General features: G+C 71.1%; 16 protein-coding genes. 13 read left to right on the forward strand and 3 right to left on the reverse strand.

Annotated features, from left to right (window positions below):
- Window positions 1-85: 85 nt before the first annotated feature.
- From ACQEVJ_RS14845 to ACQEVJ_RS14870, 6 genes are all read left to right on the forward strand, one after another.
- Window positions 86-817: a PIG-L deacetylase family protein gene (locus ACQEVJ_RS14845; protein ID WP_433101204.1), complete on the forward strand. Its 732-nt coding sequence runs from the start codon at window positions 86-88 to the stop codon at window positions 815-817.
- A 25-nt stretch (window positions 818-842) separates the two neighbouring features.
- Window positions 843-1,541: a 4-carboxy-4-hydroxy-2-oxoadipate aldolase/oxaloacetate decarboxylase gene (locus ACQEVJ_RS14850; protein ID WP_433101206.1), complete on the forward strand. Its 699-nt coding sequence runs from the start codon at window positions 843-845 to the stop codon at window positions 1,539-1,541.
- A complete protein-coding gene (locus ACQEVJ_RS14855; protein WP_433101208.1) occupies window positions 1,538-2,344 on the forward strand; it encodes a DUF1932 domain-containing protein in 807 nt (268 codons plus the stop codon). The genes ACQEVJ_RS14850 and ACQEVJ_RS14855 overlap by 4 nt, the downstream gene beginning before the upstream one ends.
- Window positions 2,341-3,417 (forward strand): 4-oxalomesaconate tautomerase, encoded by a 1,077-nt coding sequence (locus ACQEVJ_RS14860; protein WP_433101210.1) that lies wholly within the window; start codon window positions 2,341-2,343, stop codon window positions 3,415-3,417. The genes ACQEVJ_RS14855 and ACQEVJ_RS14860 overlap by 4 nt, the downstream gene beginning before the upstream one ends.
- 24 nt (window positions 3,418-3,441) lie before the next feature.
- Window positions 3,442-4,395 (forward strand): VOC family protein, encoded by a 954-nt coding sequence (locus ACQEVJ_RS14865; protein ID WP_433101212.1) that lies wholly within the window; start codon window positions 3,442-3,444, stop codon window positions 4,393-4,395.
- A 78-nt stretch (window positions 4,396-4,473) separates the two neighbouring features.
- The gene (locus tag ACQEVJ_RS14870; protein WP_433101214.1) at window positions 4,474-5,142 is read left to right on the forward strand and encodes a GntR family transcriptional regulator; all 669 of its coding nucleotides are present in this window, start codon (window positions 4,474-4,476) and stop codon (window positions 5,140-5,142) included.
- Between the two features lie 43 nt (window positions 5,143-5,185).
- Here the strand turns inward: ACQEVJ_RS14870 and ACQEVJ_RS14875 are convergent, their stop codons facing one another.
- Window positions 5,186-5,806 carry a TetR/AcrR family transcriptional regulator gene (locus tag ACQEVJ_RS14875; protein WP_433101216.1) on the reverse strand — a complete coding sequence of 207 codons (621 nt, stop codon included), beginning with the start codon at window positions 5,804-5,806 and terminating at the stop codon, window positions 5,186-5,188.
- Window positions 5,807-5,849: 43 nt separating this feature from the next.
- On the reverse strand, window positions 5,850-6,347 hold the full coding sequence (locus tag ACQEVJ_RS14880; protein ID WP_433101218.1) for a DUF6653 family protein: 498 nt from the start codon (window positions 6,345-6,347) through the stop codon (window positions 5,850-5,852).
- A 368-nt stretch (window positions 6,348-6,715) separates the two neighbouring features.
- Here ACQEVJ_RS14880 and ACQEVJ_RS14885 point away from each other — a divergent pair, with 368 nt between their 5' ends.
- The 7 genes from ACQEVJ_RS14885 (at window position 6,716) to ACQEVJ_RS14915 (ending at window position 16,121) form a co-directional block, all read left to right on the forward strand.
- Entirely contained in the window at window positions 6,716-7,687 is a 972-nt protein-coding gene (locus ACQEVJ_RS14885; RefSeq protein WP_433101220.1) for an ABC transporter substrate-binding protein, read from the forward strand.
- Window positions 7,684-8,508, forward strand: coding sequence for an ABC transporter permease (locus tag ACQEVJ_RS14890; protein WP_433101222.1), 825 nt, complete (start codon window positions 7,684-7,686; stop codon window positions 8,506-8,508). The genes ACQEVJ_RS14885 and ACQEVJ_RS14890 overlap by 4 nt, the downstream gene beginning before the upstream one ends.
- The gene (locus tag ACQEVJ_RS14895) at window positions 8,505-9,296 is read left to right on the forward strand and encodes an ABC transporter permease (protein ID WP_433101224.1); all 792 of its coding nucleotides are present in this window, start codon (window positions 8,505-8,507) and stop codon (window positions 9,294-9,296) included. The genes ACQEVJ_RS14890 and ACQEVJ_RS14895 overlap by 4 nt, the downstream gene beginning before the upstream one ends.
- A gap of 1 nt (window position 9,297) precedes the next feature.
- Complete coding sequence (locus ACQEVJ_RS14900; RefSeq protein ID WP_433101226.1) at window positions 9,298-10,116, forward strand: ABC transporter ATP-binding protein; 819 nt, start codon at window positions 9,298-9,300, stop codon at window positions 10,114-10,116.
- A 99-nt stretch (window positions 10,117-10,215) separates the two neighbouring features.
- Complete coding sequence (locus tag ACQEVJ_RS14905) at window positions 10,216-12,477, forward strand: catalase (protein ID WP_433101228.1); 2,262 nt, start codon at window positions 10,216-10,218, stop codon at window positions 12,475-12,477.
- Window positions 12,478-12,765: 288 nt separating this feature from the next.
- A complete protein-coding gene (locus ACQEVJ_RS14910; RefSeq protein WP_433101230.1) occupies window positions 12,766-13,602 on the forward strand; it encodes a hypothetical protein in 837 nt (278 codons plus the stop codon).
- Window positions 13,560-16,121, forward strand: coding sequence for a glycosyl hydrolase family 95 catalytic domain-containing protein (locus ACQEVJ_RS14915; protein ID WP_433101232.1), 2,562 nt, complete (start codon window positions 13,560-13,562; stop codon window positions 16,119-16,121). The genes ACQEVJ_RS14910 and ACQEVJ_RS14915 overlap by 43 nt, the downstream gene beginning before the upstream one ends.
- Before the next feature lie 119 nt (window positions 16,122-16,240).
- Here ACQEVJ_RS14915 and ACQEVJ_RS14920 read toward each other — a convergent pair whose 3' ends face one another.
- Window positions 16,241-17,383, reverse strand: a complete 1,143-nt coding sequence (locus ACQEVJ_RS14920) for an ROK family protein (RefSeq protein ID WP_433101234.1) — start codon at window positions 17,381-17,383, stop codon at window positions 16,241-16,243.
- Between the last annotated feature and the right edge of the window lie 30 nt (window positions 17,384-17,413).

Raw genomic sequence — 17,413 nt, forward strand, 5'->3', positions numbered from 1 at the left:
ATATCGTAGCTAATCAGGTTGGCGAACTCGTCGATACTCCCTTGCCGGTGACGTTGCGCCGCCGTTGGAACGTAAGGAGGAAGGGATGCCGACCAAGGGCCCGTTGCTTGTGGTGACCGCGCACCCGGGGGACTTCGTCTGGCGCGCCGGCGGGGCGATCGCACTGGCCACCAAGAGCGGCCGGCGGGCGGTGATCGCCTGCCTGAGCTTCGGCGAGAGGGGCGAGTCGGCGAGCTTGTGGCGTCGGGGGGCCGGCCTGGATGAGGTCAAGGCGGTCCGCCGTGAGGAGGGCGAGAAGGCGGCGGGCGCTCTGGGGGCGGAGGCGGTGTTCTTCGACGCCGGCGACTATCCGCTGACCGAGACGCCGGAGCTCGTCCAGTCGCTGATCGACCTGTACCGCACGCTGCAGCCGTCGGTGGTGCTGACGCACCCGCCGAAGGATCCGTACAACGTGGATCATCCGGTGGCGGGGGAGATCGCCAGGAAGGCGCGCATCCTCGCCCAGGCGGCGGGGGTTCCCGGTGAGGGCGAGGTGATCGGCGCCCCTCCGGTGTTCTGCTTCGAGCCCCACCAGCCCGAGGTGTGCGACTTCCGGCCCGACGTGCTGCTGGACGTCACGCCCGTCTGGGAGCAGAAGCTGGCGGCGATGCGGAGCCTGGGCGCGCAGGGCCATCTGGTGGAGTACTACACCGACCTGGGGCGCCGCCGCGGGGTGCAGGCCAAGCGCAACAGCGGGCCGAACCTCGGCCTGCCCGTGGACGCGTACGCCGAGGCCTACCAGCGGGTCTATCCGCAGGTGACCACCGAGCTGGACTGAGTCCGTACAAGCCCCAGGAGGCGCCATGCATTATGTCGTACGGAACGTGCCGCGCCCCGACCCCGGCGTCGTACAGGGACTGCGCGAGGCCGGGGTGGCCACGGTGCACGAGGCCGCGGGTCGGACGGGGCTGATCGACCCGGCGGTGTGCGCGCGGCAGGACGGCGCGGTGATCGCCGGGAGCGCTGTGACGGTCTCCAGCCATCCAGGTGACAACCTGATGATCCACGCGGCGGTGGAGATGTGCGAGGAGGGCGACGTCCTGGTGGTGACGACCACCTCCCCTTCCACCGACGGGATGTTCGGCGAGTTGCTGGCGACCTCTCTGATGGCGCGCGGGGTCGCCGGCCTGGTGATCGACGCGGGCGTGCGCGACATCGCCGAACTGCGGGCGATGGGGTTCCCGGTCTGGTCGAGGGCCGTCTCGGCGCAGGGCACGGTGAAGGCGAGCCCGGGTTCGGTCAACGTCCCGGTCGTCTGCGGCGGCCAGGTCGTACGGCCCGGCGACGTGGTGGTCGCCGACGACGACGGGGTGGTGTGCGTTCCTCGCGGGACGGCGCCGCGGGTGCTGGACAGGGCGCGGGCCAGGATCGCCGCGGAGGAGGACAAGCGCGAGGCCCTGCGGTCGGGCGAGCTCGGGGTCGACATGTACGGGCTGCGCGAGCTGCTGTCCCGCCTGGGCGTGCGGTACGTCGACGATCTCCCGGAGGAGGTGCAGGAATGAGGCCGCATGTGGCCTTCCTCGGGCTGGGTGAGGCGGGATACGCCATCGCCTCGCAGTTGTGCGAGAACGCACACGTCACCGGCTTCGACCCCGCGTGGCCGACGGTGCCGCCGGGCCGCCCGGTGAGGTTCACGGTGACGGGCGGCGCGGCCGAGGCGGTGGCCGGCGCTCAGCTCGTGATCGGGCTGACCGCCGCGGCCGACGCGCCCGCCGCGCTGAGGTCCGCACTCGGGCACACCGCACCCGGCGCCGTCTACCTCGACCTGGCCACCGGCAGCCCCGAGCTGAAGCGTGAGATGGCGGCCGCCGCCACCGCACACCGGGTGACGTTCGCCGACGGCGTGTTGATGGCCCCGGTGCTCCGGCTCGGGATGCGGACCCCGATCCTGGTGTCCGGTCCCGGGGCGGCGCGAGCGGCCGGGCTGCTCGCGGGGTGCGGGATGGACGTCACCTGTCTCGGCGGCACGGTCGGGGAGGCGGCGGCGCGCAAGCTGCTGCGCAGCGTCGTCGTCAAGGGCCTGACGGCGCTCATGGTCGAGTCGCTGCGCACGGCGCGGGCCCACGGCCTGGAGCAGTGGTGTTACGACCACCTCGTGGAGACGCTGACCGAACTCGACGGCGACGTGATCCGCAGGCTGCTCGACGGCACCGTACGGCACAGCGTGCGCAGGGTGGCCGAGATGGAGGCCGCCGCCGAGATGGTCGAGGCGTCGGGAGAGACGGCGGCGATGACCCTGGCGACCGCGCAGGTCCTGAAGTCGGTCCCCGGCCGGGGCGTGCCTCTCCCCGAGGAGACGCCGTGAACGACGAGGACGGGATCAGGTGCATGCTGATGCGCGGCGGCACCTCCAAGGGGGCCTTTTTCCTCGCCGAGGACCTGCCCGCCGACCCGGCCCGGCGCGACGACCTCCTGCTGCGGCTCATGGGCTCCCCGGACGTCCGCCAAATCGACGGGCTCGGCGGCGGCCACCCGCTCACCAGCAAGGTGGCCGTCGTGTCACGCTCGGCCGATCCCCGTGCCGACGTCGACTACCTGTTCCTGCAGGTGCAGGTGACCGAGGCCCTGGTCTCCGCGCGGCAGACCTGCGGCAACATCCTGGCCGGCGTCGCGCCGTTCGCCGTCGAGCGCGGGCTGGTCCCCGCCCGGGGCGACACCACGCGGGTGCGCGTCCGCATCGTCAACGGCGGCGGGGTGGCCACCGCCCATGTCGACACCCCTGACGGCCGGGTGAACTACGCGGGCGGCACGTTCATCTCCGGCGCGCCGTTCCCGGCCGCGCCGGTGAACCTCTACTTCGAAGACACCCAGGGCTCCACGTGCGGGAGCCTGCTGCCCACCGGCTCGGTGCGTGACGAGATCGCCGGTGTGGAGGTCACCTGCGTCGACAACGGGATGCCCGTGGTGCTGGTCGCGGCCGAGGCTCTCGGGGTCACCGGGTATGAGTCCCCCGCCGGCCTGGAGGGCGACGACGCGCTCAGGACCACGCTCGAACGGATCCGCCTGGACGCGGGGGAGCTGATGGGCCTGGGCGACGTCCGCACCGCCACGGTGCCGAAGATGACGCTGGTGGCCGCGCCCCGGGACGGCGGCACGATCTGCACGCGCACCTTCATCCCGCACCGCGTCCACACCTCCATCGGCGTGCTCGGCGCGGTCTCGGTGGCCACCGCGGTGCTTCTCGAAGGCTCCGTGGCCGCCGAGGTCGCCGCGCCCGCCGTGCCGGGGGACGGTCTGCGCATCGAGCACCCCACCGGCTACTTCGACGCCTCCGTCGAGGTCGACCGCACCGGCCCGGACCTGCGGGTGCGCCGCTCGGGCGTGGTGCGCACCGCACGCAAGCTCTTCGACGGCCTGGCCTGGCCGCGCCGGGCATGACCCCCCACTTGTGAGGAGAACCAGATGCAGCCCGAGCCCTTCCGCGACATCGCCCATGTGGGATCCGTGGAGCTCTTCACGCCCGTGCCGGAGCGGACCCGCGACTTCTTCGTGGATCTGATGGCGATGAAGGAGGTCCACCGGCAGGGCGACTCCATCTACGTGCACGCCTGGGACGACTACGAGTCGTACACCGTGAAGATCACCGGCCGTGACCGGGCCGGGGTCGGCCGCACGTTCCTGCGGGCCGCGAGCCCGCAGGCGCTGCGTCGCCGCGTCGAGGCGATCGAGGCCGCCGGCCTCGGCTCCGGATGGAGCGAGGACGAGTTCGGGCTCGGGCCCGTCTTCCTGTTCGCCGACCCCGACGGGCACGACATGGGGGTGTACTACGAGACGGAGCGGTACGTCGCCCCCGACGAGCACCGGCCGTCGCTGAAGAACCAGGCGTCGCGGTTCCCCGGGAGGGGGGCGAACATCCGGCGCCTCGACCACGTGAACTACCTCGCCGCGGACGTGGCGGCGGCCGGCGAGTTCATGACCGGGGTCCTGGGAGCCCGGCCGACCGAGCGGATCGTCAACGACGACGGCTCGCCCGCCGCCGTCTGGTTCTCGGTCTGCAACAAGTCCTACGACCTCGTCTACACCTCCGACTGGCTGGGGGCACGGGGGCGGCTGCACCACGCGGCGTTCGCGACCGACACCAGAGAGGACATCCTCCGGGCGGCCGACGTGTTCCTGGAGGCCGGGATCCACATCGAGACCGGCCCGCACAAGCACGCGATCCAGCAGACGTTCTTCCTCTACGTGTGGGAGCCCGGCGGCAACCGCATCGAGTTGTGCAACGCCGGCGCACGGCTGATCCTGGCCCCCGATTGGGAGGTCGTCACCTGGACCCAGGCGGAGCGCGCCAAGGGGCAGGCGTGGGGCCTGAAGACGATCGAGACGTTCCACACGCACGGGACTCCCGTGATCGAGTGAGGCACCGGCGGTCACGGTTTGGTCACCTAGAATGTCGACAAGTCGCCGCGCCTGCGGCATCGAGGCGGAAGGAAGATCATGGGAGAGGCCGACGCCCAGGATCTGGTGGCGAGAATCCGTCGCTCGGTGCTGGACGGGCACTTCGCTCCGGGGCAGCGGCTCATCGAGTCCGAGCTGTGCGAGATGTACCAGGCCAGCCGCTCGGCCGTACGGCAGGCGTTGCGCGAACTCGTCGGCGACGGACTGATCGAGGTGCAGCGCAACAAGGGGGCGCGGGTCCGCGCGATCTCCACAGAGGAGGCGGTGGAGATCACGGAGGCGCGGATGGTGCTGGAGGGCCTGCTGGCGGCGAAGGCGGCCGAGCACGTGACGCCCGAACAGGCCGACAGGCTCCTCCAGATCAGGCGGGCGATGCGCGAGAAGGTCGAGGCACACGATCCGCTGGCCTACTCGGAGCTGAACGCGGCCCTGCACGCGCTCATCCAGGAGATCGCCGGGCAGGAGACGGTCCGCGCCATCCTCGTGCGGCTGCAGGGCCAGCTGGTCCGCCACCAGTTCCGTCTCGCCCTCCAGCCCGGCCGCTCCAGCGTCTCCCTGGTGCAACACGAGAAGATCGTCGACGCCATCGTCGCGCGCGACCCCGCGGCCGCGGAGGCCGCCATGCGCGATCACCTGCGCGATGTCATCGTGCAGATCTCGCGGACGAGGGCGCCCGGCGCCGGCGTGCCGGCGCTCACGAGAGTCTGACTCCGCACACCTGTCAGGCGCACACCTGTCAGGCGCACACCTGTCAGGACTGTCCGGCCGTGAGTCCCGCGGCGACGATGTCGATCAGCAGGTCGAGGATCCTGGGAAGCAGGGCCGGGTCGCCGAGCCGGTCGGCGAACATCGGCACCAGCAGCACGCACTGCAGGACGCCCACGATGACCGCGGGCTCGGCCGCGACAAGGTCTCCCTGCTCGGCGCGTGCCGTGATGTAGGCGCTCAAGGCGGTGGCGGGGTTGTCCTCCGACGAGATGGCGGCGAGCCGGTCCGGGCTCAGCTTCCGGGCCACGGCCTGCATCTCCTCCGGGTGGGTCATCAGCCGCCGCCACAGCGGGTTGGCCGACAGCTCGTCCAAGGTGGCGTGCAGAAAGCGGCGCAGTCCTTCACGCGTGTCGCCGGTGCTCAGCAGGGCCTCATCGACGACCCGCCGTTTGACCTCGCCCGATTGGCGCAGCATCAGCTCCAGATACAGCGCCTCCTTGGAGTCGAAGAACACGTAGAAGCTGCTCTTGGCCACCCCGGCCGGGGCCATCAACTCCTCCAGCGAGGTCTTGCGCAGTCCCTGGCTGGTGAACAACTTCTCCCCGGTCTCCAGCAACAGCCGGGTGATGCGGGCCTTCTCCTCAGCGGTGAACGCGGGAGGCATCGGCGACGACCTTTCTTCTGCCGAACGTTTCGTTCATATGGTTTCAGACCTCGCCCATGGCAGCGGCACGGCGCAGGCCCTCTTCGTAGATGGCGACGAAGCGGTCGATCTGCCACAGCTGGGAGATGAAGATCAGTGCCCAGCCGAAGACGGACGGCCAGGCTTCGACGCGCACCAGTCCGTACACCATGACCGCCGCACCGACGGCAGCCATGGCGATCAGCCACCGGAGCGCCGGCCGGTGCGCCTCGGCCGCCAGCGAGCGGTCGGCGGCGTACATCTTCTCGCCGTAGATGCCCTTCTCCGCCCAGCTGCGCGGCTCGTAGACCGGCCTGAACGCGTGCGGGTTGATCCACATCCAGAGCGCGCCCGCCGCGATCGGGACCAGCGCCCACCAGCCGAGCGTCTCGCGGAAGTAGATCGGCAGCAGGATCGGCGCCAGACCGGCCATCCGGGTCCACACGCTCCAGGCATTGGCGTGCCGCTTCCAGGAGTCGTCGGTGAGACCGAACGTCGCCGCCGCGGCCTGGGTGAGCTTCATGGGTGCTCCTTCGAGGGGAGGTGGCCGAGCACTTCTCGGCTCTGTGTCTATAAAACCAAATCAGCAGAATGTTTTCAAGCGCGGACTCTGTGACGGGGCGACTCTGCAGACATCATTGGCGTAGCACTTGGCGAAGAAATCGTTGACAATCCCGTACATGATTTATAGCGTCACAGGCACAGAGCAGGCCCTGTGATCGGGGAGGACGGCCGGACCGGGCCGTCCGCTCACAACGGCCTTTCGCAGGCAGGACCAGCAGCGCTTCACGCGCCCGTCGATGGTGGAGGACGCGCCGACCCGACGGGCCCCGTCCGGCCAGGGCGGGCGCCGACCTCTTCCCCCTATCCCCGCGTACCGGGAGCAGCTTCATGATCAAATTACGTGCAGCTCTGGCTGTCGCCTCAGTCCTCGTTCTGGCGGCGTGCGGGGGAGGGCAGGCCGGCTCTCCGGGCTCGTCCGGCGGCTCGGCCACCGGCGGCCTCACCGACCTGAAGGTGAGCGTCATCCCGATCGTCGACGTGGCGCCGGTCTATCTGGGGCAGCAGCGGGGCTTCTTCGCCGAGCAGGGACTCAAGCTGGAGCTGGTGCAGGCCCAGGGCGGCGCCGCGATCGTCCCGGCCGTGGTGAGCGGCCAGGTGGAGTTCGGGTTCAGCAACCTCACCTCGCTGATCATCGCCAGGTCCAAGGGACTGCCCCTCAAGGTCGTCGCGGCGGGCGCGGGATCGACCGGCGAGCAGGGCGAGGACTTCGGCGGCGTCGTCGTCAAGGGGGACAGCCCGATGAAGTCGGCCGCCGACCTGCCGGGCAGGCGCGTCGCGGTCAACACGCTGAACAACATCAACGACACCACGGTCAGGGCCTCGATCAGGGCCGTCGGCGGTGATCCCAAGGGCGTGGACTTCGTCGAGTTGGCGTTCCCCGACATGCTCGCCGCCCTCGACAAGGGAAACGTCGACGCGGCGCAGGTCGTGGAGCCGTTCCTGTCCACCGCGCTGAAGAACGGCGACCGCCTGATCGCGTCGAACTACGTCGACACCGCCCCCGGCCTGACCATCGCCGGCTACTTCACCTCCCAGCAGACCGCGGCCGCCAAGCCCGACCTCGTCAAGCGCTTCGCCGCGGCCATGCAGAAGTCCCTGCAGTACGCCACGGACAACCCGGACGCGGTGCGCGAGGTCCTGCCGACGTACACGAAGATCGACCAGGCGCTGATCGGCTCGCTCAGGCTTCCCAAGTACCCCACGGCGATCGACCCCGCGTCGGTGGAGACGCTGACGAAGCTCGCTCTCCAGGACGGGCTCATCCAGACGGCTCCCGACATCAAGGAACTGCTGCCGTGACGGCGGCGGTGACGGCGGGAACGCCGCGGAGAGGCGGGCGCCGTCACCGCCTGCTGCCCGCCTGGCTCCTCGGTCTGATCGGACTGGCCGGCCTCGTGGGGGTGGTGGAGCTCGTGCCCAGGGCCGGGCTGGTCGACGAGCGCTACCTCCCGCCGTTCAGCGCGATGATCTCCGCGCTGGCGGAGCAGGCGGGGACAGGGGAGTTCTGGCAGGCGCTGCTGGAGACGCTGCGCGGCTGGGCGATCGGCCTGTCGATCGCCCTGGCCGCCGGAGTGGTGGCGGGCATCGGCATCGGCATGGTCCCGCTGGTGCGGGCGGCGACCAACTCGACGGTCGAGTTCCTGCGCCCGATCCCCTCGGTGGCGTTGATCCCTCTGGCCGTGCTCCTGTTCGGCACCGACATGCGCTCGACGCTCCTCCTGGTCGTCTACGCCGCGTTCTGGCAGGTGCTGGTGCAGGTCCTGTACGGCGTGCGGGACGTGGACCCCGTCGCCCGGCAGACCGCCCGCTCCTACCGGTTCCGCCCGGCGACCCAGGTGCTGAGGGTGGTCTGGCCGACCGCGCTGCCGTACGTCATGACGGGGTTCCGGCTGGGCGCGGCGGTCGCGCTGATCCTGGAGATCACCGGTGAGCTGATCATCGGCTCGCCGGGGCTGGGCAGGCAGATCGCGGTGGCGCAGAGCTCGGGTGCCGTGGCGGCGATGTACGCCCTCGTCATCGTGGTCGGCCTGATCGGCGTGGCGGTGAACGCGATCGCGCGCGCCGCCGAACGCCGGACGCTGCGCTGGCATCCCTCGGTCCGCACGGAGGTGACCGGATGAGGGGTGGCCTGACGAAGGCGCTGCGGAAGGCCGCCCTGGTCCTCGCCCTGCCGGCGCTGCTGGTGACCGCCTGGTGGGCGGCGACCGCGGGCAGCACGAACTTCTTCTGGCCACCTCTGGCCGACATCGCGGGCGTCTTCGGCGAGACCTGGTTCACCGGCAGGTTCACCGGCGACGTGCTGCCCAGCCTGGCGCGGCTGCTCGCGGGCTACCTCGCCGCGCTGACGCTGGGAGTGACGCTGGGCGTCGCGATCGGGTCGTCCCGGACGCTGCGTGCCCTGGTCGAGCCGGTGCTGGAGTTCTTCCGGGCGATCCCCGCGCCGGTGCTGGTGCCGATCCTGATGCTGTTCGCCGGCATCGGCAACGGGATGAAGGTGCTGGTCATCGTCTCCGGATGCGTCTGGCCCGTGCTGCTGAACACCGTGGAGGGCGTGCGGGGGCTCGACGAGGTGCTGCGCGACACGGCGCGCTGCTACCGGCTGGGCTCCCGGTCGCGGCTCGTCCACCTCGTCCTGCGGGGTGCGAGCCCCCAGATCGCCGCCGGAGCGCGGCAGGCGCTGTCCATCGGGATCATCCTGATGGTCATCAGCGAGATGTTCGCCGCCGGCAACGGCGTCGGCTTCACCATCATCCAGTTCCAGCGCAGCTTCGCCATCCCGCAGATGTGGACCGGGATCATCCTGCTCGGGCTGATCGGCATCGCCCTCTCCCTGGTCTTCCGGGTCGTGGAGCGCCGGGCGCTGGGCTGGTACACCGGCCTTCGCGAGTCGCACCGGACAGAGAGTTGACATGACCACCACATCCGTAGGGGCGGCCCGCCCGGCCATGCTGGACGTACGCGGCCTGAAGAAGGTGTACGAAGGCCGCGGCCGCAGCGTGGAGGCGGTCCGCGACCTGACCTTCGGCGTCGCGTCGGGCGAGCTCGTCTGCATCGTCGGCCCGTCGGGCGCAGGCAAGACCACCCTGCTGAGGTGCGTCGCCGGTCTGCTGGAGGCGTCCGGAGGCGAGGTGGTGCTCGACGGCGAGACGGTGACCGGCCCTCCCCGGGGGATGGCCGTGGTGTTCCAGGAGTACGGCCGCAGCCTGTTCCCCTGGATGACCGTGTGGCAGAACGTCGAGCTCCCGCTGAAGGAGAAGAAGGTCCCGAGGGCCGAACGGCGGCGGCTCGCCGAGGAGTCGCTGGAGGCCGTCGGCCTCGCCGACGTCGCCAAGGCCCATCCGTGGCAGCTGTCGGGCGGCATGCAGCAGCGCGTGGCCATCGCCCGCGCGATCGCCTACGAACCCCAGATCCTGCTCATGGACGAGCCCTTCGCCGCCGTCGACGCGCAGACCCGCGCCGACCTGGAGGACCTTGTCCGCTCCCTGTGGCGGCGCCTCGGGATCACCGTGCTGTTCGTCACACACGACATCGACGAGTCCGTCTACCTCGGGCAGCGGGTGATCGTGCTGTCCGGTTCGCCGACGGTCGTGCTGGAGGAGGTCGCCGTCGACCTGCCCGGCGAGCGCGACCAGCTCACCACCCGGTCCCTGCCCCGCTTCGCCGAGCTCCGGTCTCACGTCTACGAGCTCGTCCAGCGGGCCAAACGCGGCCACCGTCCGGGCTCCTGAATCGGCGGCATTCGGCGGCGCGGGGCGATGTTTCGGCCTTCTACCTGCGGGTACTCCGGGCGCGGACCTGTCAGAACGCTCCACGGAGGAACTCGCCGAATGGATGCCAGCAAGCCTGCCAAGGCCGTCAAGGACGTCGTGGAGAACGCCGCCGAGAAGGTGACCGACCTCCTGACGCCGGACGTTCCCGGCTCGCCGGGCAGTGCCCCGGCGACCGTCGAGGAGCCGACGACGCCGCGCGACCCGCTGCCGCCGAAGAAGGAACAGGGCGCTCCCGCGACCGTCACGCCGACCGGGGCGGAGACCGGCGCGCCCGCCGCGTCGAGGGGTCAGCAGGGCGCCTACCTCACCACCGCGCAGGGGGCGCGGCTGCGCGACACCGACCACTCGCTGAAGGCGGGCGAGCGCGGTCCGACCCTGCTGCAGGATCACCACCTGCGCGAGAAGATCACGCACTTCGACCACGAGCGCATTCCCGAGCGCGTCGTCCACGCCCGGGGCGCCGGCGCCCACGGCGTGTTCGAGGCGTACGGCACCGCCTCGGCGGTGACCAGGGCCGGTTTCCTCAAGAAGGGGAAGAAGACCGACGTCTTCGTGCGGTTCTCCACCGTCCTCGGTTCGCGCGGGTCGGCCGACACGGTCCGCGACACCCGCGGCTTCGCGACGAAGTTCTACACCGACGAGGGCACCTTCGACCTCGTCGCCAACAACATCCCGGTGTTCTTCATCCAGGACGGCATCAAGTTCCCCGACGTCATCCACGCGGGCAAGCCGCACCCGGACAGGGAGATCCCCCAGGCGCAGAGCGCCCACGACACGTTCTGGGACTTCGTCTCCCTGCACACCGAGGCGCAGCACCACACCATGTGGAACATGTCCGACCGGGGGATCCCGCGCTCCTTCCGGATGATGGAGGGCTTCGGCATCCACACCTTCCGGCTGGTCGACGACGCCGGGGAGACGGTGCTGGTCAAGTTCCACTGGAAGCCCAAGCTCGGCGTGCACTCCCTGACCTGGGAGGAGGCGCAGATGCTCAGCGGGATGGACCCGGACTTCCACCGCCGCGACCTGTACGACGCGATCGAGGCCGGCGCCTATCCGGAGTGGGAACTCGGCATCCAGGTGTTTCCCGACACCCCGGACCAGGCCTTCGAGGGCATCGACCTGCTCGACCCGACCAAGATCGTGCCCGAGGAGCTCGCGCCGGTGCAGCCCGTCGGGAAGATGACGCTCGACCGGACGCCCACGAACTTCTTCGCCGAGGTCGAGCAGGTCGCCTTCCACCCCGGTCATCTGCCGCCGGGCATCGACGTCACCAACGACCCGCTGCTGCAGACGCGGCTGTTCTCCTACATCGACACGCAGATCACGCGGCTGGGCGGCCCGAACTTCGCGCAGATCCCGGTCAACCGGCCGCACTGCCCGGTCAACGACATGTTCCGGGACGGCTTCCACCAGCACGCCGACCACGCCGGGGTCGCGCCGTACCGGCCGAACTCGCTGGACGGCGGCAACCCGTTCGTCGCCGGTGATGCCGAGAACGCGTTCGTCGACACACCGGTCGAGGTCGCCGAGGCGAGGAAGGTCCGCGCCAGCCCCGTGTCCTTCGACGACCACTTCAGCCAGGTCCGCCTGTTCTGGCGGAGCATGTCGCCGGTGGAGAAGGAGCACATCATCCGCGCCTACACCTTCGAGCTGGGCAAGTGCTACGAGCAGGCGATCAAGGAGCGTCAGCTGCAGTGCCTGGCGAACATCGACCCGGTCCTCTGCCGGGAGGTCGCCACCGGGCTGGGCCTTCCCGCGCCGGAGCCGACCCTGCCGCTCGCCGACCCGACGCCCAGCCCCGCGCTCTCGCAGGTGGGCAAGGAGTGGCCGGCCGAGGGCCGCATGGTCGGCATCGTCGTGGACGACGGCGCCGACCTCGACGGCGTAAGCGACCTGCGCAAGGTCGTGTTCGCCGCCGGCATGGTGCCGCTGCTGATCGCTCCGCACGGCGGCATGCTGGGCGACATGCCCGTGCAGCGGACCTTCGCCACCGCCCGGTCGATCGAGTTCGACGCGCTGCTGCTGGCGGCCGCGCCCGCACCGGCGCCCGACGCCGTGCCCGCGCGCGACGCCAAGGCGGGCGCCGGAGGATCCGCCGCGGTCGATCCGCGGGTGACGCTGATGATCGAGGAGTGCTGGCGGCACGCCAAGGTGATCGGCGCCTGGGGCGAGGGCGCGAAGCTGCTCGCACAGGCCGGAGTCTCCGGCACACCGGGTGTGGTCTCCGGTGACTCCGCCACGGAGGTCTTCACCGCTGTGCAGCGGCTGATGGCGGCCCATCGCGTCTGGGAACGCTTCCCCGCCTCGGTCGGCTGACGCTCCGCACCTGAGCTCCGCCACTCCGCGGCGAGGCTCTTTCCGGCCCCGGCCCCGGCCCCGGTCCCGCCTGGCCGTGCGCCACCAGGGCCTCCTCCCTCGATCAGGGTCGAGGGAGGAGGCGGGTGTGCGGTGCCGGGACCGGGGCCGAGACCTTCACCTGTGAGGCCGGGCACGTGCCTCGTGCTCGTCGTTACACAAGTGACTCTTGCAGTCAAACGATTGATCGACAATCATGCTGCGCATGACGCTAACTAGTCAAACGTTTGACTGTAAGGAGGGTGCCCAATGGGCAAGGCGTTGACCACGATGGCGGTCGCGGTCGCCGTGACGACGGCCGTGGCGGTCACCCCTCCTGCCTGGGGTGCCGCATCGGCGGCTTCGACCACGGCGCAGGCGGCGACGGCGGCCCAGCCGGCCGCTTCAGCGTGGCGAGACGGCGCGTTCCAGGTGGACACCGCCGCCGTGGTGTCGCGCTCCGACCTGGTGCTCGAGGGCCCGGCCTGGCGCGACTACCAGAGCATGCCCCTGGGCAACGGCCACCTCGGTGCGGCGGTGTGGTCGCAGGACGGCTTCACCGCGCAGCTCAACCGCAACGACACGTTCCCGGACCTGAAGTCGGCCGGCCGGCTCGTCGTACCCGGGCTCTTCGAACTCGCCGGCGCGCCCAACTACCGGGGGCGGCTGAACCTGGCCGACGCCGTGCTGGAGCAGAGCGGGAGGGGCATGACGGCGCGCACCTTCGTCCGCGCCGACCGCGACCAGCTCGTGCTGGAGGTCACCGGCGCCAAGCCCGGGAAGGAGCAGACCGCCGACCTCAACCTCTGGGACGGCCGCAACCCCACCACCTACGCCGAGGGCGGGATCGGCGCGCTGGCGGAGACCTTCACCGATTCCGCGTCCGGCAAGACGACCGGAGCCGTGGCCGCCGTCACCGCGGACGCTCGCGACGTGAGGGCGGCGGTGGTCGACGCGAACACGGTCCGGCTGACCTTCAAGCCCCGCGCAAACGGCAGTTATCGCATCGTCGTGGGGGCCCCGCGTACACCGGCGGTGACGTCGGCAAGGCCGGCCGCCAGGCGGTGGAGGGCGCGACCCAGGACCGGGTCGACGCGGCACACCTGAGCTGGTGGCACGGCTTCTGGAAGCAGGCCGCGCCGATGAAGATCACATCCCCGGACGGCACCGGCGAATACTTCGAGGCTCTCCGCGCCCAGCAGCTCTACACGACGGCTGCCACACAGCGGGGCGACCTGCCGACGGGCCAGGCGGGCGCCGCCAACATGCTCTACCCCTGGCAGGACACCCCGGTCTCGCCCTCGACCTGGTTCCATTTCAACCTGCGTCAGCAGGTCAACGCCAACTACGGGGCCGGGACCGCCGGCTTCAACGCGCCGTACCTCAACCTCTACACCTCGCATCTGACGCAGATGAAGGCGTGGACCGAGAGCCACTGGCCGGGCGCCGACGGCGTGTGCGTGCCCGAGCTGCTGCGTTTCGACGGCACACCGGACGGGTGCGTCAGCGGCGTCGCGCCCACGTGGACGAACAAGATCCTCACCGGCGGCCTCGAAGTGGCGCACGACCTGTGGCGCCAGTATCGGTTCACGGGCGACGCCTCCGTCCTGGACCAGGGTTACCCGCTGATGAGCGAGGTCGCGAAGTTCTACCTCTCCCTGCTCAAGGAAGGTGGCGACGGGCTCCTGCACCTCGAACACGCCAACTCCTTCGAGACCCAGTGGGACGCCACGGACCCCATGCCCGACCTCGTGGGCATGAAGGTCATGTTCCCGGTCATCGCCGGCCTCGCCGACGCCCGGGGTGACGGCGGCCTGGCCGGCCGGCTGCGCGCGGCGGTGAAGAAGCTGCCCGAGCTGCCCACCACCACGCGCGACGGCAAGAAGGTCTACGCCTGGTCCGCCACGAACGAGCCGGCGAAGAACACCCAGAACACGGACATGGAGCCGCTCAGCCCCTGGGGGCTGGTGGGCCAGGACTCCACGATCATGCAGGACACCTTCGCCGAACGCGTCTTCCCGCTCACGCGGGAGTGGGACGAGTCGCCGGTCTGGGCCGCCGACCTCGGCCGCGCCGCCGACATGAAACGGCTGCTCGTCCAGGGCACCGCGGACCTGCAGAAGTTCCCGAACGGCTTCTCCGGGCACGGCCGCAACGACGACCCCGCGTCGATCCACAACATGTACAGCTCGTGGAACGCCGTGGTGGCCAACGCCCTGCAGGACGCGCTCGTCCAGGCCGGTGACGGGACGGTGCGGATCGCGACCGCGCTGCCGGACGACTGGACCGTCGACGGTACGGTCGTGATCGCCGGCGGCCACCGGGTCAGCACCCAGGTGAGCCGGGGCACCCCGACCCTGGTCGGCATCCAGGCCGGCTCGGCGGACACGCTCACGATCGCGAACCCCTGGCCCGGCACGCCGGTGCGGTTCGTCGAGGACGGCAGGTCCGGGGGCAGGCTCGTTGTAGCTCCCACTCGCGACGCCGTCATCTCGGCGCGCGTCGAGGCCGGGAAGTCGTACGTGCTGGAGCGGGTCGACCGCCCGCACGGGTCCTTCCACTTCCAGCAGGTCGAGGGCCGGCAGTCGAGCGCGGTCAAGCACCTCGGCACCCAGACGCTCGGCGTCCCGCGGACCACGCCGCAGATCCAGAGCGGCAACGTGTCCGTCGTCGCGCCCGAGAAGCTCCACCCCCTCGTGGCCGCGCGGGAGGGCGTCTCGGCGTACGTCGACCGCAGCGACCAGATCACGTCGCTCCCGCCCGCGCTCGCCGGATCGACCCTGGTCAGGGGAGCCAACGGCGACGCGTCCCGGAACGCCCCGGCCGACTATCTGACGCTCGACCTGGCCAAGCCCGCGCCGGTGTACGTAGCCTTCGACGGGCGGGGCGAGGGCACGTGGTGGCCGTCATGGCTCCAGGAGCAGGGCTTCACGCGAACCGGCATGACCGTCGGCAAGCGCGAGTTCCTGCGCAGGACCGAGATCGTCGACGGCGGCCGGCTGCGGGTCTCCGGCGGCGGAGCGACCCTCTCGCGTGACGGGGCGGACTGGGGCGACCAGGTCATCGAGGTGAAGGTCCGCCAGATCCAGGTAGGCGCCAGCGTGATGTTCAGGGCCCCGGACCGCAGCAACGGCTACGTGTGGAACATCGGGGGTCCGCTCGGGAGCGCGGGCGGCCTCGGGCAGCTGCGCATGAGCACGGTGGTCAACGGCCGCTCCACGCTGATCGGCTCGGTCATCCCGATCGAGCCCGCGGCCGGGAACGAGTACACGCTGCGGATCGAGGCGATCGGCGACCACCTGCGCACCTTCATCGACGGCAAGCTGGTCGACGACCGGACCGACGGCACCTTCGCGCGCGGACGGGTCGGCTTCAACCTCGGCGGCAGCGACGTCGGCGAGTACGACAGCGTCAAGGTCAGCTCGCCTCAGGGCGCCGTGCTCTTCGACGACGACTTCTCGGGCGACCTGTCGAAGTGGGAGATCCCCGCTGACCGCCAGGACGTGCCGCTCGTCGTCTTCGAGAAGCGGATGGCGGCGGGTCGCGTGGTCCTGGGGCCCAATTCGGGCATCTCGGGCCGGGGTGACTCCAGTTACCTGACCTTCGTCGGCGAACCCGGCAAGTAGCCCGGTAAGCAGCCGGCACTCGCGGCCGGCCGGTCCCACGACCGGCCGGCCGCGTCCACGTTCGGACGCACGCGGTGCCGGGGCCGGTCCGGCCCTGCTCGGTCCGCGAGGACGGGATGTCACGCGTGGATCAGGCGGTGCAGGGCCTGCTCGCGGGCGAGCACGGCGGCGCCCTCGACGGTGGCCGTCGCTCCCAGACCGCTCCGGCGGATCTCGACGGGGATGGACAGGGTGCTGAGGGTCTCCTGGACGCCCTGCACGAGGAGCGGGTTGGAGCCCACCCCGCCGCCGAGGACCACCAGGCCGGGATCCAGCAGGGCGACGACCGCCACGACCAGCCGCCCGACCTGCGTGGCGTGCTCGGTCACGGCGCGCTGCGCCGGCGGGCAGCCCTCGCCGGCCCGCTGGAACAGCTCCTCGGCGCTCGTGGGCGGGGCTCCCTCCGACGCCGGCCACGCGGCCGCCGTACGCAGCAACAGATGCTCGGCTCCGAGGAAGCGTTCCAGGCCCTCGGGGACGGGCTCCTGTCCGGCGTCCCAGGGGAAGGGCAGATGGGCGACCTCACCGGCCCAGCCGGACGCCCCGCGCAGCAGCCGTCCGCCGATCACCAGCGCCGCTCCTATCCGGACACCCGCCTGCACGTACGCGAACTGCGCGGCGTCCTGCGCCACGCCGAGGTTCCCCTCGGCGACGGCCGCGCAGTTGACGTTGTTCTCCAGGAGCAGCGGGGCCGGGGGGAGGGACAGCGCCTTGAGCATGTCGTGCACCTCGGGCGACTGCGAGGCGGCGGCGGGGTCCCTGTCGGTCACGACGGTCGGGAGCGCGATCACGATCTGCCGCAGCGGCCCGCTGTCGCCGAGCCGCGGCAGCGTCTCGCGCAGGAGCGCGCCCGCGGCGTCGGCGCTGGCCGTCAGGTCCGCCGTGCCGGACCGGGACGCCGGGGACGTGACGTCGCGGCTGACGCCCAGCAGCCGCTCGCCGCTCAGCGCGTGCGCGTGGATGCGCGTGCGGGTGACGCCGACGTCGACGCCCAGCACGTGACCGGCCCCCTCGCCGATGCGCCACAGCAGCGCCGACCGGCCGGTGTGTCCCTGGACGGAGCCGTCCTCCCGCACGAGGCCGAGCTCCTCGAGCTCGGACATCGCCGTGGAGACCGTGGGCTTGGACAGGCCCAGTGCCTGGCTGATCTGGGGCCGGGTGGCCCGGCCGCGCCGGGTGAGCTCCGCCAGCACCGCCCGTGCACTCGCGCTCAGTGATGTCATCCGGATCCCCGCAGCTCCCGCTTCCACTTG

This window comes from Microbispora sp. CA-102843, from assembly GCF_050936215.1.
Taxonomy (GTDB): domain Bacteria; phylum Actinomycetota; class Actinomycetes; order Streptosporangiales; family Streptosporangiaceae; genus Microbispora.

What these genes read in the sequence shown, in the direction of transcription:
- ACQEVJ_RS14845 (WP_433101204.1), top strand. Translation starts at nt 86, where the DNA reads ATGCCGACCAAGGGCCCGTTGCTTGTGGTGACCGCGCACCCGGGGGAC.
- ACQEVJ_RS14850 (WP_433101206.1), top strand. Translation starts at nt 843, where the DNA reads ATGCATTATGTCGTACGGAACGTGCCGCGCCCCGACCCCGGCGTCGTA.
- ACQEVJ_RS14855 (WP_433101208.1), top strand. Translation starts at nt 1,538, where the DNA reads ATGAGGCCGCATGTGGCCTTCCTCGGGCTGGGTGAGGCGGGATACGCC.
- ACQEVJ_RS14865 (WP_433101212.1), top strand. Translation starts at nt 3,442, where the DNA reads ATGCAGCCCGAGCCCTTCCGCGACATCGCCCATGTGGGATCCGTGGAG.
- ACQEVJ_RS14870 (WP_433101214.1), top strand. Translation starts at nt 4,474, where the DNA reads ATGGGAGAGGCCGACGCCCAGGATCTGGTGGCGAGAATCCGTCGCTCG.
- ACQEVJ_RS14875 (WP_433101216.1), bottom strand. Translation starts at nt 5,806, where the DNA reads ATGCCTCCCGCGTTCACCGCTGAGGAGAAGGCCCGCATCACCCGGCTG.
- ACQEVJ_RS14880 (WP_433101218.1), bottom strand. Translation starts at nt 6,347, where the DNA reads ATGAAGCTCACCCAGGCCGCGGCGGCGACGTTCGGTCTCACCGACGAC.
- ACQEVJ_RS14885 (WP_433101220.1), top strand. Translation starts at nt 6,716, where the DNA reads ATGATCAAATTACGTGCAGCTCTGGCTGTCGCCTCAGTCCTCGTTCTG.
- ACQEVJ_RS14895 (WP_433101224.1), top strand. Translation starts at nt 8,505, where the DNA reads ATGAGGGGTGGCCTGACGAAGGCGCTGCGGAAGGCCGCCCTGGTCCTC.
- ACQEVJ_RS14900 (WP_433101226.1), top strand. Translation starts at nt 9,298, where the DNA reads ATGACCACCACATCCGTAGGGGCGGCCCGCCCGGCCATGCTGGACGTA.
- ACQEVJ_RS14905 (WP_433101228.1), top strand. Translation starts at nt 10,216, where the DNA reads ATGGATGCCAGCAAGCCTGCCAAGGCCGTCAAGGACGTCGTGGAGAAC.
- ACQEVJ_RS14910 (WP_433101230.1), top strand. Translation starts at nt 12,766, where the DNA reads ATGGGCAAGGCGTTGACCACGATGGCGGTCGCGGTCGCCGTGACGACG.
- ACQEVJ_RS14920 (WP_433101234.1), bottom strand. Translation starts at nt 17,383, where the DNA reads ATGACATCACTGAGCGCGAGTGCACGGGCGGTGCTGGCGGAGCTCACC.